The organism is Variovorax sp. GW821-FHT09D04, assembly GCF_059416405.1.
Genome location: NZ_JBWKPA010000014.1, coordinates 60995 through 72773 on the forward strand (window position 1 = coordinate 60995; position 11779 = coordinate 72773).

Sequence of the window (11779 nt, forward strand, 5' to 3'; positions counted from 1 at the left end):
GGGAGCGAACGCCATGGCCTGGTTTCTTCTGCTTGCCGCCGGACTGGTGGAGATCGTGATGGCCCTCGCGCTGAAGGCCGCGGCGGGCTGGGAGCGCCCCGGCGCCGGCGCGCTGGGCCTGGGCGCCGCGCTGGCGAGCATCGTGCTGCTCACCGCCGCAATGAAGACGCTGCCGGTCGGGACGGCCTACGCGATCTGGACCGGCATCGGCGCCATCGGCGTCACGCTGATCGGCATCTTCTTTTTCCAGGAGAGCGCCGCGCCGCTGCGGCTGGTGTGCATCGCGCTGATCTTCCTGGGCATTGCAGGCCTGAAGCTGCAGTCCTAGGCGTCTGGCGGCGCCGCCCGGTTCGAGCCCCGCACCATGTCGAAACGGAACAGCCGGCATTCGATGGGGCCGTTCCACATCGGCACGCGGCGCGACTCCTTCAGGCGCATCTGCTTGGGCAGCTTCAGGTCGGGCGTGAGCACCCAGGCGGTCCAGCCCGCGTAGTTCTTCTTCCAGTGGGTGGCGAGCTGCGGAAAGAAGTCGCCGCCGTCGCCGCCTTCGCCATCGCCCGGGGTCTGGGCGGCCTCGCGGGCACCGAAGCGCGCCACGCCACCGACCTCGATGCGCTCGCCGTACGGCGGGTTGAGCATGATCACGCCGCCCTCGGCCGGCGGCATGCGCTGCAGGGCGTCGCCGCCGCGGAACTCGATGGCGCCGGCCACGCCCGCGCGTTCGGCGTTGCGCTCGGCAAAGTCGACCATGCGGTGCGACACGTCGGAGCCGAAGACGGCGATGGCACTCGCATGCTGCGCGTTGGCCGCTTCATTCTTGATGGCGGCCCAGACGTGCGCCTGGAACGGCAGCAGCTTCTCGAAGCCGAAGCGCCGCAGCGAGCCCGCCGCGATGCCGCTGGCGATCTGCGCGGCCTCGATGGCGATGGTGCCGCTGCCGCAGCAGGGGTCGTACAGCGGAGCCTTGGCGACCTCGCCGGTCTCGGGGTTCCACCAGCCGCTGGCGGCCAGCATGGCGGCGGCCAGGGTTTCCTTCAGCGGGGCGTCGCCCTTGTCCTGGCGCCAGCCGCGCTTGAACAGCGGCTCGCCCGAGGTGTCGATGTACAGCGTGCAGCTGTCGGTGGTCAGGTGCGCAAAGATGCGGCAGTCGGGCCACTGGGTCTCGATGCTCGGGCGCACGCCGTTGGCCTTGGCGCGGAAGCGGTCGGCCACGGCGTCCTTGATGCGCAGGGTGGCGAAGTTCAGGCTCTGCAGCGGGCTGTGCTGGGCCGTGGTCTCGATCTTGAAGGTCTGCTTGGGCGTGAACCAGATCTCCCAGGCCACGCCGTTGGCGATGGCGTACAGGTCGTTCTCGTTGCGGTAGGGCCCGTGGGCCAGTTCGACCAGCACGCGCTGCGCGAGCCGGCTGTGCAGGTTGAGCTTGAGGCCGTCGCGCCAGTCGGCGCGCACGCGCACGCCACCGCGCAGGGTGAGCAGGTCCTGCCCGGCACGGCCGGTCAGGGCATGCACCTCCTGGGCAAGGAATTCCTCGACGCCGGCGGCGCAAGGCAGGAAAAATGAGAGATCGTTCACGGAAAGTCGGCCATCGGGAAGCCCGCTAAGGGCCCCCATTGTCGCCGGGGCTGGGGCCTTCTCTATATAGTCGATTTGCCCATGACGCCCACCCCCGCCTCCGCGGCCCCCCCGGCAGACGCCCGCGACGGCGACCACCGCTTCGCGATCCAGTGCGAAGTGCTGCGGTTGTCGATCCGCCCGCTCGGGCCGGTGCTGCTGGTGCAGTACCTGCTCAACTGCGGCGTGGCGGCGCTCTTCGCCTGGCAGTTCTCGCCGGCGCGCGCGCTGGTGTGGCTGGCGCTGGTCACCGGCGTCACGGTGATGCGCGGCTTCTTTGCGCAGCGCCTGCCCGAGCCCTTCACGCCCGCCACCCTGCGCGCCGCGCAGCGCCAGCACACGCTGCGCACGGCCATCTGGGAGCTGGCGCACGGCCTGGCGGGCGTGCTGCTGTTCAACCCCGAGCGGCCCGACCTGCAACTGCTGCTAGGCCTCATCCTCATGGGCATGACGCTGTCGTCGGCGTTCTCGGTGTCGTTCTACACGCCGGCCACGCAGCTTGCCATCACGCTGCTGCTGGCGCCGGTGATCGTCACGGGCCTGTGGCTCGGGGCGCCGGTGATGATGGCGGTCGCGGTGATCGGCATCGGCCTGACCGCGATGATGTGGAAGCTGGTGGCCGACCATTCGCGCCAGCTCGAGGAGAACATCGGCCTGCGCCTGAACGAGCGCACGCTGCGCGAACAGGCGCTGGCCGGCCTGCGCGCCTCCGAGCAGGCCCAGGCCGAGCGGCTGCGTTTCTTCTCGGCGGCCAACCACGACCTGCGCCAGCCGGTGATGGCCATCGGGCTGCAGGCCGAGGTGCTGCGCCAGCAGCTGCAGCACGGCACCGACAGCGCGGCGGTGCAGCACACGGTGGCCTCGCTCTCGCGCGCGCAGCAGGCGCTCGAGGGCCTGACCAACCAGCTGCTCGAGATCGGCCGCATCGAGGCCGCGGTCGATCCGCTGCGCCCGGCGGCGGTGGCGCTGGCGCCGCTGCTGAACGAGCTGGCGCGCCAGGCCGGCGAAGGCCGCGTCGCGGTGCGCTGCCCGGCCGAGGCGGTGGCCTGGACCGACACCGTGGCGCTGCGCCGCGTGCTCTCCAACCTGCTGGACAACGCGCTCAAGTTCACGCCGCGCGGGCGCGTGCTGCTGGCCGTGCGGGCGCGCCGCCGGCCCGGCACCGACACCGGACGCGCATGGCGCGTCGAGGTGCGCGACAGCGGCATCGGCATCGCGGCCGAATCGCAGACGCGCGTGTTCGACGACTTCGAACAGGTCGGCAACGTGGAGCGCAACCTGCAGCACGGCCACGGCCTGGGGCTGGCGATCGTGCGACGGCTGGCGGGGCAGCTGGGCATCGAGGTCGCGCTGCGCTCGGCACCGGGCAAGGGCTCGGTCTTCAGCTTCGAGCTGCCGGCGGCCCGCCCCGGTGCCGCGGCCGTGCCGGCGCCCGCGCCCTCCGTGGCGCTGGACGAGCCCGACGCCGACGCCGAGCTGCGCCCCGGCCTCGCCGTGCTGGTGGTCGAGGACAACATCGTGGTGGCCGACAGCCTCTCGGCGCTGCTGCGGCACTGGCACGTGGCGCCGCGCATCTACGCCAGCGCCGCCGAGGCGCTCGCGCTGGCCGACCTGGACGCGCTCGACGCGGCGCTGTGCGACATCCGCCTGCCCGGCGCGTTCAACGGCATCGCGCTGGCCGAGCGGCTGGCGCAGCGCAAGCCCGCGCTGACGATCGCACTGATCTCGGCCGACATCACCGAAGCCACGCAGCAGCTGGCCGCCGCGCGCGGCTGGCACGCGCTGCGCAAGCCGGTGCAGCCGGACGCGCTGCGGCGCGTGCTGCTGCGGGCCCAGCAGCAACAGCAACAACCGCCGTCATCGCCGTAGCGCGCGGTGCTTCCCGGCGGGGGCCGGCCCCGCTGCGGTGTCATCGCTTCCGAGCTATGCTCCGCGCACAGGCCGCCGCCGCCCCTGCCCCGATGCCCGTCGAACCACTTCCCGCCCCTGCCGTTGGCGCCGCCGCCCTGCGCGAGCCCCGCTACGGGCGGGTCGCAATGGCCTTGCACTGGCTGCTCGCGGCGATGATCGTCGGCTCGCTCGGCGTCGGGCTCTACATGACGGGCCTGCCCTTCTCGCCGCAGCGCCTGAAGCTCTACAGCTGGCACAAGTGGGCCGGCATCACCATCCTCCTGCTGTCGGCGCTGCGGCTGCTGTGGCGCCTCACGCACCGCCCGCCGCCGCTGTCGGCGCGGGTGCTGGCGGCCATGCCGGCCTGGCAGCGGGCCGCGCACCGCACCAGCCATGCGCTGATGTACCTGCTGTTCTTCGCGGTCCCGCTGTTCGGCTGGGCCTACAGCTCGGGCATGGGCGTGCCGGTCGTGTGGTTCGGCCTGCTGCCGCTGCCCGACCTGGTGGCGGTCGACAAGGACTTCGCCGAGGCCGTGCTCAAGCCGCTGCACCAACGCAGCGCCTTCCTGCTGGCCGGCGTCACGCTGCTGCACGTGGCGGCGGCGCTCAAGCACCACTGGATCGACCACGACGGTCTGTTGCAACGCATGTGGCCCGCGCCACGCAAGGAATCCGCCGGATGACGACCCGTCTTTCGTGGGGCACCGCCGCCCTCCTCGGCCTCACGCTGCACGCCGCGGCCGAGCCCCTGCCGGCCACCACCGCGAAGCTGGTGCCCGAGAAGAGCCAGATCGCCTTCGTCAGCAAGCAGATGGGCGTGCCGGTGGAAGGCAGCTTCAAGCGCTTCGACGCGCAGGTCGCCTTCGATCCGAAGAAGCCCGAGGGCGGCTCGGTCGTGCTGCAGATCGACACCGCCAGCGCCGGCTTCGGCGTGCCCATGAGCGATGCCGAGCTGCCCAAGCCGACCTGGTTCGACACCGCGCATTTCCCGCAGGCCAGCTTCCGCTCGAGCGCCATCAAGGCGCTGGGCGAGGGCCGCTTCGAGATGGCCGGCAAGCTCACCATCAAGGGCGTCAGCAAGTACGTGACGGTGCCCGTGAGCATCGTGTCGTCGGGCGGCGCGTATTCGGTCGCCACGGGCACCCTCACGATCCAGCGGCTCGACTACAAGGTGGGCGACGGCGAATGGACCGACACCTCGGTGGTCGGCAACGAGGTGCAGGTGCGCTTCAAGCTGACGCTCGCGGGCCTCGGGCCGCTGTGACGACGATTTCATTTCCCATGCATCCTTTTCTTCCTTTGCCATGAACAAGCTCTTCTTCGCCGCGGCCCTTTGCGCGGGCGTGGCCCTGCCCCTGGCCACCACGGCCCAGGAATACACCGCGCCGCCGCTGGCCGCCAAGCCCGCGGGCGGGCCGGTCAAGAACGCCAGCTACGTGATCGACCCGACCCACACCTTCGTCATGTACGAGATGGGCCACTACGGCACCACCACCAACCGCGGCCGCTTCAGCACCAAGGACGGCTCGGTGAAGATCGACGGCACCGGCGCCAGCGGCAAGGTCGACATCACGATGGACATCAGCTCCATCAACACCGGCGTCGACCTGCTCAACCGCCACGTGCAGAGCAAGGACTTCTTCAACGTGGCCGAATTCCCCACCGGCCGCTTCGTGGCCGAGCGCATCGACTTCAGCGGCGACAAGGTGACCGACGTGCCCGGCACGCTCACGCTCATGGGCCAGACCAAGCCGGTGACGCTGAAGGCGGTGCGCTTCAACTGCTACCTGAACCCGCTGATCAACCGCCAGGTCTGCGGCGGCGACTTCGAGGCCACCGTGCAGCGCAGCGACTGGGGCATCACCTGGGGCCTGAACTTCGGCTTCGAGAACAAGGTGAAGCTGCTGGTGCAGGTCGAAGCCGTGAACGTGCAATGAACCCATCCCCCACCGGAGCCCACTCATGACCGACGCCCACCTCCTGTCCCTGCTCGGCATTGCCGGCGCCATGGCCGTGGGCGCGATGAGCCCCGGCCCGAGCTTCGTGATGGTGGCGCGCACCGCCGTGGCCTCGCGCAGCGACGGGCTCGCTGCCGCCCTGGGCATGGGCGCCGGCGGGCTGGCGTTCTCGATCGCGGCGCTGGCCGGGCTGCAGGCGGCGTTCCTCGCGGTGCCGGGGCTGTACCTGGCGATCAAGGCCTTCGGCGGCGCCTATTTGATCTACCTGGGCTTTCGCATCTGGCGCGGCGCGCGCCAGCCGCTCGCGATCACGCCCGACACGGACGCCTCGCCCCGCAGCCAGGGCCGCAGCGGACGCACCTTCCTGCTCGGCCTGGCCACGCAGATCAGCAACCCGAAGACGGCGGTGGTGTACGCGAGCATCTTCGCGGCCTTCCTGCCGCGCGAGGTGCCGCTGGTGCTGGCGCTCGCGGTGCCGGCCGTGATCTTCTGCATCGAGACGGGCTGGTACGCGATCGTCGCGCTGGCGCTGTCCTCGGCCGCGCCGCGCGCGGCCTACCTGCGCTACAAGACCTGGATCGACCGCGCGGCCGGCGGTGTGATGGGACTGCTGGGCCTGCGGCTGGTGTGGTCGGCGGTGCGCGGCACCTGAGCCGCTACAACAGGCTCTCGGGCGTGAGCGGCGACAGCAGCTCGAGCATGGTGCGGTCCCAGAAGCCCGAGTCGGGCTCTTCGTGCAGCACGGTGGTCTTGCCGCCTTCCTCGCTGACCCATTCGATGCGCCGCGAGCCGACTGCGCCCGCATCGGCGCCTTCAGCAAAGCGCAGCCGGTAGGCGCCCTGCTGCTTGAGCACGTCGAGCAGCTTCAGGGTCTGCTGCGCCATCTCGGGGCTGCGGATGAACAGGCCGATTTCGGTGTTGTGGATTTCGGAGCGCGGATCGAAATTCATCGAACCGACGAAGAGGATGCGCTGGTCGATCACCGCCGACTTGGCGTGCAGTCGCCCCACGGACGTGCCGAACAAGCCGAGGCGCACGCTGCGCCGCGTGCGCGCGGAACTCAGCTCGTGCAGCTCGGCGCCCAGCGCCAGCATGTCGGCGCGGTAGCGGCGGTAGGCGGTGTGGACCAGCGGCTCGTCGGTGGCGGCGAGCGAGTTGGTGACCACGCTGATCTTCACGTTGCGCCCGCGGATCTCGCGCATCACCTCCAGCCCCGACGCGCCCGGGATCAGGTAGGGCGAGACCAGCGTCACCTCGCTGCGCGCGCGGCGCATCTGCTCGACCACGTTGTAGCGCACGCTGTCCACGTCGAGCAGCGGCACGCCGCCGTACGACGCGGTCTTGCCGATCACGCGGTCGGGCGAATCGGCATACGCCTCGGCGGTGCTCCAGATCAGGCCCAGCTTGCCGGCGTCGAGGTCGTCGGCCACCGGGCTGTAGCCGAGCAGGTCGTTGGGCGCAGGTTTGGGCGGCGGCGGCGTGGTGTCGGGGCCGGTGGCGGCGTCGAAGCGGCGCTGCAGCTCTTCGCGCGGCAGGTCGGTGTGCACGACCGCGCCGATCGGGCGCACATGCGGGCTGTTCCAGTACTGGTCGAACAGCACGCCCAGTCGCGGGATCAGCGCGCCCGTGACGAAGGTGTCGAGGTCGATGAAGTTCGGGCCGGTGGTGCGGCGGAAGTACTGGTTGCCGATGTTGCGCCCGCCCGCCACCGCCATCGCACCGTCGGCGATGAAGAGCTTGTTGTGCATGCGCCGATTGACGCGGCTGAAGTCGAACAGCGACGCGGTGAAGCGCTTGAGCAGGCTGCCGCGCCCGGCCGGGAACGGGTTGAACAGGCGCAGCTCCACGTTCGGCGTGGCGGCCAGGCCGAGCAGCAGCTCGTCTTCGCCGGACGTGTACAGGTCGTCCATCAAGAGACGCACGCGCACGCCGCGCTGGGCCGCATCGCGCAGGGTGCGCAGCAGGTAGCGACCGGTCTCGTCGTTCTCGATCTGGTAGTACTGCACGTCGAGCGTGCGCTGGGCGCGGCGCGCCAGCTGCAGCCGCGTGTCGAAGGCGAAGTCGCCGCCGGGCATCAGGCGAAAGCCGCTGAGGTCGGGGTCGGGCTGCGAGGCCAGCGCGATCTTGCCGAGCGCGGTGTCGGCCGAGACGGCGATGGCCTTGGTGGGCGGGCGCGGTGCCTCGTCGGGCAAGGTGGCACAGCCGGCGAACAGCGATGCAGCCACGAGGGCGAAGACCCAATGCCCCCAGCGCGACAGCAGGCGACGGGTCATCGTGGGCTTTCTACAGAGCCTTGCGCAGGTTGGCCGGTGCGATGCGCAAGGCTTCGCGGTACTTGGCGACGGTGCGGCGCGCGCACTCGATGCCCTGCTCTTTCAGCATCTCGGAAATCTGGCTGTCGGACAGCGGCTTCTTGATGCTCTCGGAACTCACGAACTGCTTGATCAGCGCGCGCACTGCCGTGCTCGACGCGTTGCCGCCGGTCTCGGTGCCCAGCGCCGAGCCGAAGAAGTACTTGAGCTCGACCGTGCCGAAGGGCGTTGCCATGTACTTGGCGGTGGTCACGCGCGAGATGGTCGACTCGTGCAGGCCCAGTTCGTCGGCGATCTCGCGCAGCACCAGCGGGCGCATGGCCAGCTCGCCGTGCACGAAGTAGCTCTTCTGCCGCTCGACGATGGCGTTGCTCACGCGCAGGATGGTGTCGAAGCGCTGCTGGATGTTCTTGATGAACCAGCGCGCCTCCTGCAGCCGCTGCGACAGCGCCTGGCTGCCCTCGCCCTTGTGCGACTTGAGCGCACCGGCGTAGATGTCGTGCACGCGCAGGCGCGGCATGACTTCGGGGTTGAGCATGACGCGGAACTTCACGTTCGTGCCGCGCCCGGTCTTGGTGACGATCACGTCGGGGATGACGATGTTGCGTTCGACGTCGACGAAGCGGCGCCCCGGCTTGGGTTCGAGCCGCGCAATGATCTGCAGCGCCGAGCGCACCAGCTCTTCGTTGGTGCGCGTGAGCGTGGCCAGGCGCTTGAAGTCGCGCCGCGCGAGCAGCTCCATCGGCTGCTTGCAGATCGCGATGGCGGTCTTGCGGATGAGCGCTTCGGCCTCGGTCTCGTCTTCGCTGGCGAGCGCCTTCAGCTGGATGCTCAGGCATTCGCCGAGGTCGCGCGCACCGACGCCGACCGGCTCCAGGCTCTGCAGCAGGCCCAGCGCCACCTGGAAGTGGTGCACGAGGTCGTCGAACTGGTCGTTGTCGTCGCCCGCCAGGCCCGAGGCCAGCGCGGGCAGCGAGTCTTCGAGGTAGCCGTCGTCGTTGAGCGACTCGATCAAAAAGCGCAGCGCGGCGCAGTCGTTTTCATTGAGCCGCAGGCTCAGCGCCTGGCGGTGCAGGAACGACTGCAGCGACTCCTGGCTGCGCGCGAGTTCGGTGGCGTCGGCACGCTCGTCGTCGCCCAGGTTGTTCTGGCGCGCGGGCGCGTCGCTGCCCCACTCGCTGTCGTCGGGCGCCATGTCGACGGTGCCGTCGCCTTCCCAGTCGGGCTCGCGCTCGGCGATCTCGGCGGCGGGGCCGTCGGTGTCGGGGGTCGAGGTGGTGGTGTCGCTGGAGGTGGAGGACGTGCTGGCGGCGGACGGCGTGAACTCGGCCTCACCCTCGCCCGCGTCGTCGCGCGGCACCGGCGCGTCGGCCGTGTCCAGCCCGAACTCCTCGCGCGCCGCTTCTTCCGCGGTGCGCTCGAGGAACGGGTTCTCGTCCAGCATCTGCTCCACCTCCTGGCTCAGTTCGAGCGTGGAGAGCTGGAGCAGGCGAATGGACTGCTGCAGCTGTGGCGTCAAGGCCAGATGCTGCGAGACGCGAAGGGACAGCCCTTGCTTCATGAGGAAATGGCTCCCCCCCAGGCTGCGCGCTTCGCGCTACGCCAACCCCCTACCGGGGGCGGGCCGGCCGCTTCGGGCGGCCGTGCGCGGCGGCCCCCGCGAGGAAGCTCCGCGCGGACGGCGGCCACGATGATCCTTGACCCTCGCCGCACGGTCACATCCGGAAGTGCTCGCCCAGGTACACCCTGCGTACCTCGGCGTTGTCGACGATCTCCGAGGGTGTGCCTTGTGCCAGCACGTGCCCGTCGCTGATGATGAACGCGTGATCGCAGATGCCCAGCGTCTCACGCACGTTGTGGTCGGTGATGAGCACGCCGATGCCGCGCTCTTTCAGGAAACTGATGATCCGCTGGATCTCGATCACGGCGATCGGGTCGATGCCGGCGAAGGGCTCGTCCAGCAGGATGAAGCGCGGCTGCGTGGCCAGCGCGCGCGCGATCTCGACGCGGCGGCGCTCGCCGCCCGACAGCGCGAGCGCGGGCGAATCGCGCAGGTGGTCTACGCGCAGGTCGGCCAGCAGGTCGGCCAGGCGCTCTTCGGTGTGCTGCTTGGTCAGCGGCATCATGCGGCCGTTGGCGTCGGGTTCGCGCTGCAGCTCGAGCACGGCGCGCACGTTTTCCTCGACCGTGAGCTTGCGGAAGATCGAGGCCTCCTGCGGCAGGTAGCTCAGGCCCATGCGCGCGCGGCGGTGGATGGGCATGTGGGCGATGGGCTCGCCGTCGATGGTGATCTCGCCGGCGTCGGCGCGCACCAGCCCGACGATCATGTAGAACGAGGTGGTCTTGCCCGCGCCGTTGGGGCCGAGCAGTCCGACGACCTCGCCCTTTTGCACATCGAGCGAGACGTCTTTCACGACCGTGCGGCTGCCGTAGCTCTTCTTGAGGCCGCGCGCCACGAGGCGGCTGCCCGGAATGCCGTCGGCGGCCTGGGTTCCTGCGGTTTCGATCACTTGCGCCCTTCCCCTTCGGTGCCGCCCAGCGTGGTGCTCGGGCGCAGCCCGGCGCCGGGCGCGGGGGTGGGCGCCGGAGCCGCGGGCTTCTTGCCGCCGGCCGCGGGTGCGGAGCCGGGCGCCGCCGGGGCCGGCGTGGCCTTCGGCGTGAGGATGGCCTTGACGCGACCGCCGCCGCCCGCCGAGACGCCGGCGTTCGGCGGCACGAGGGAACCGTTGACGGTGTAGGTGTCGTTGCTCTGGTCGTAGACGATCAGCGCGCCGCTGCTTTCGTCGTTGGCCGTGGCGCCGATCAGCCGGCGCATGACGGCACGGCGGATGAACTTGACGTTGTCGGCGCGGCTGTCGTACTCGATGACTTCCGACTCGCCCTCGATCCACTCGTCGCCGGCGTTGCGCTTCTGCTTGTAATAGGCCAGCTTGCCGGGCGCCGCCGTGACCACGCCGTACTGGTAGCCCTCGGCGTCCTGGCGCACGTCCAGCCGCGCGCCGCGGATGATGATCGTGCCCTTCGTGACCAGCACGTTGCCGGTGAACACGCTGGTCTGTTTCAGGTCGTCGTAGCGCATCGAGTCGGACTCGATGTTCATCGGCTTGGTGCGGTCGGCGGTTTCAGCCAGGGCGCCGGAGGCGGCTCCGGCCAGCAACAGCGCGCCGAAGGCCAGGCGGCCGAGGCGACGAAGGGTGGGGAATGTGGGGATGGAGGGCAATGTCATAAAGGCACGAAACTTGCTCTGAAACATTGTATGCGTGGGATGGCAATTGCCCACCGCCGCCAATGAAAAAGCCCGCCGAAGCGGGCCTTGCATTCGACCAAGAAAGCAGGTCGCCGGGTCGGTCAGCCCTTCTTGGCTTCGCCGATGAGGAAGGTCGCGACCTGCAGCACCTTGGACATGCTGCCGGCGGTTTCGCCGTCGACATACCAGCGGCCCGCCACGGCCAGGGCCGGCACGCCGGCGACCTTGTAGGCCTCGGTCTGCTGCGCCGCGCGGCGGGCCTTGCTGGCCACGCCGAAGGACGCAAAGGTTTCCTTGAACTTGGCGCCGTCGAGGCCGGCACGCTCGGCCCAGGCCTGGATGTTGGCATCGCCGTTCAGGTTCTGGCGCTGCGCGTGGATGGCGGCGAACACCTTCGGGTGGTATTCCTCCAGCTTGCCCATGGCTTCGAGCGTGAAGTACAGGCGCTGCTTGGCCTCGACGTCGTTGCCCACGAAGGGCACCGGGATGCGGCGGAAGGCCACTTCCTTCGGGGCTGCCTTGACCCAGGCTTCGAGCGAGGGCTCGAAGTCGTTGCAATGCGGGCAGTTGTACGAGAAGAACTCGACCACCTCAACCTTGCCGGCGGGTGCATCGACGGGCACGCGCTTGTCGAGCACGAGGAAATCGGTGCCGGCCTTGGGGGCGCGCTGGGCGTGTGCCGGAACGGCAGCCAGCGAAAGCAGCCCGATCGAAGTGGCGGCCAGCGAAAAGTCACGACGTTTCATGGAAAAGGTTCTCCT

The 11779-nt window shown here is 70.0% G+C and carries 12 protein-coding genes; 6 read left to right on the forward strand and 6 right to left on the reverse strand.

The genetic code is table 11. The annotated features are described in order from the left end of the window. The first annotated feature begins 13 nt into the window (after positions 1–13). Positions 14–328 (forward strand): DMT family transporter, encoded by a 315-nt coding sequence (locus tag AC07O4_RS29005; RefSeq protein ID WP_062480310.1) that lies wholly within the window; start codon positions 14–16, stop codon positions 326–328. Here the strand turns inward: AC07O4_RS29005 and AC07O4_RS29010 are convergent. Next, entirely contained in the window at positions 325–1572 is a 1248-nt protein-coding gene (locus AC07O4_RS29010; protein WP_095743360.1) for a THUMP domain-containing class I SAM-dependent RNA methyltransferase, read from the reverse strand. The two genes, AC07O4_RS29005 and AC07O4_RS29010, sit on opposite strands and share 4 nt — an antisense overlap. An 81-nt stretch (positions 1573–1653) precedes the next feature. On the opposite strand from AC07O4_RS29010, the gene AC07O4_RS29015 reads away from it, so the two are divergent. The 5 genes from AC07O4_RS29015 to AC07O4_RS29035 all read left to right on the forward strand — a co-directional run bounded on the left by AC07O4_RS29015 (position 1654) and on the right by AC07O4_RS29035 (position 6111). Beyond that, entirely contained in the window at positions 1654–3480 is a 1827-nt protein-coding gene (locus tag AC07O4_RS29015) for a sensor histidine kinase (RefSeq protein ID WP_495306313.1), read from the forward strand. Positions 3481–3572: 92 nt separating this feature from the next. Continuing rightward, on the forward strand, positions 3573–4184 hold the full coding sequence (locus AC07O4_RS29020; RefSeq protein ID WP_495306314.1) for a cytochrome b: 612 nt from the start codon (positions 3573–3575) through the stop codon (positions 4182–4184). Beyond that, positions 4181–4765 (forward strand): YceI family protein, encoded by a 585-nt coding sequence (locus tag AC07O4_RS29025; protein WP_495306315.1) that lies wholly within the window; start codon positions 4181–4183, stop codon positions 4763–4765. Before AC07O4_RS29020 ends, AC07O4_RS29025 begins: the two co-directional genes overlap by 4 nt. 40 nt (positions 4766–4805) lie before the next feature. After that, positions 4806–5438, forward strand: a complete 633-nt coding sequence (locus AC07O4_RS29030) for a YceI family protein (RefSeq protein ID WP_495306316.1) — start codon at positions 4806–4808, stop codon at positions 5436–5438. Positions 5439–5463: 25 nt separating this feature from the next. Further along, entirely contained in the window at positions 5464–6111 is a 648-nt protein-coding gene (locus AC07O4_RS29035; protein ID WP_307587626.1) for a LysE family translocator, read from the forward strand. Between the two features lie 4 nt (positions 6112–6115). On the opposite strand, the gene AC07O4_RS29040 is transcribed toward AC07O4_RS29035, so the two are convergent. From AC07O4_RS29040 to AC07O4_RS29060, 5 genes are all read right to left on the reverse strand, one after another. Beyond that, positions 6116–7732, reverse strand: a complete 1617-nt coding sequence (locus AC07O4_RS29040; RefSeq protein ID WP_495306317.1) for a phospholipase D family protein — start codon at positions 7730–7732, stop codon at positions 6116–6118. Positions 7733–7742: 10 nt separating this feature from the next. Next, entirely contained in the window at positions 7743–9332 is a 1590-nt protein-coding gene (rpoN, locus tag AC07O4_RS29045; protein ID WP_307636062.1) for an RNA polymerase factor sigma-54, read from the reverse strand. A 154-nt stretch (positions 9333–9486) separates the two neighbouring features. Continuing rightward, the gene (lptB, locus tag AC07O4_RS29050; protein ID WP_062480328.1) at positions 9487–10281 is read right to left on the reverse strand and encodes an LPS export ABC transporter ATP-binding protein; all 795 of its coding nucleotides are present in this window, start codon (positions 10279–10281) and stop codon (positions 9487–9489) included. Next, the gene (gene lptA, locus AC07O4_RS29055) at positions 10278–10997 is read right to left on the reverse strand and encodes a lipopolysaccharide transport periplasmic protein LptA (RefSeq protein ID WP_070063776.1); all 720 of its coding nucleotides are present in this window, start codon (positions 10995–10997) and stop codon (positions 10278–10280) included. The genes lptB and lptA overlap by 4 nt, the downstream gene beginning before the upstream one ends. A gap of 122 nt (positions 10998–11119) precedes the next feature. Then, positions 11120–11764 (reverse strand): thiol:disulfide interchange protein DsbA/DsbL, encoded by a 645-nt coding sequence (locus AC07O4_RS29060; RefSeq protein ID WP_070063733.1) that lies wholly within the window; start codon positions 11762–11764, stop codon positions 11120–11122. Between the last annotated feature and the right edge of the window lie 15 nt (positions 11765–11779).

Excerpts from the sequence above, each read along its gene's own strand:
- lptA (WP_070063776.1), bottom strand. The coding sequence starts at position 10,997 with ATGACATTGCCCTCCATCCCCACATTCCCCACCCTTCGTCGCCTCGGC.
- AC07O4_RS29020 (WP_495306314.1), top strand. The coding sequence starts at position 3,573 with ATGCCCGTCGAACCACTTCCCGCCCCTGCCGTTGGCGCCGCCGCCCTG.
- AC07O4_RS29060 (WP_070063733.1), bottom strand. The coding sequence starts at position 11,764 with ATGAAACGTCGTGACTTTTCGCTGGCCGCCACTTCGATCGGGCTGCTT.
- AC07O4_RS29040 (WP_495306317.1), bottom strand. The coding sequence starts at position 7,732 with ATGACCCGTCGCCTGCTGTCGCGCTGGGGGCATTGGGTCTTCGCCCTC.
- AC07O4_RS29025 (WP_495306315.1), top strand. The coding sequence starts at position 4,181 with ATGACGACCCGTCTTTCGTGGGGCACCGCCGCCCTCCTCGGCCTCACG.
- AC07O4_RS29035 (WP_307587626.1), top strand. The coding sequence starts at position 5,464 with ATGACCGACGCCCACCTCCTGTCCCTGCTCGGCATTGCCGGCGCCATG.
- AC07O4_RS29005 (WP_062480310.1), top strand. The coding sequence starts at position 14 with ATGGCCTGGTTTCTTCTGCTTGCCGCCGGACTGGTGGAGATCGTGATG.
- rpoN (WP_307636062.1), bottom strand. The coding sequence starts at position 9,332 with ATGAAGCAAGGGCTGTCCCTTCGCGTCTCGCAGCATCTGGCCTTGACG.
- AC07O4_RS29015 (WP_495306313.1), top strand. The coding sequence starts at position 1,654 with ATGACGCCCACCCCCGCCTCCGCGGCCCCCCCGGCAGACGCCCGCGAC.
- AC07O4_RS29030 (WP_495306316.1), top strand. The coding sequence starts at position 4,806 with ATGAACAAGCTCTTCTTCGCCGCGGCCCTTTGCGCGGGCGTGGCCCTG.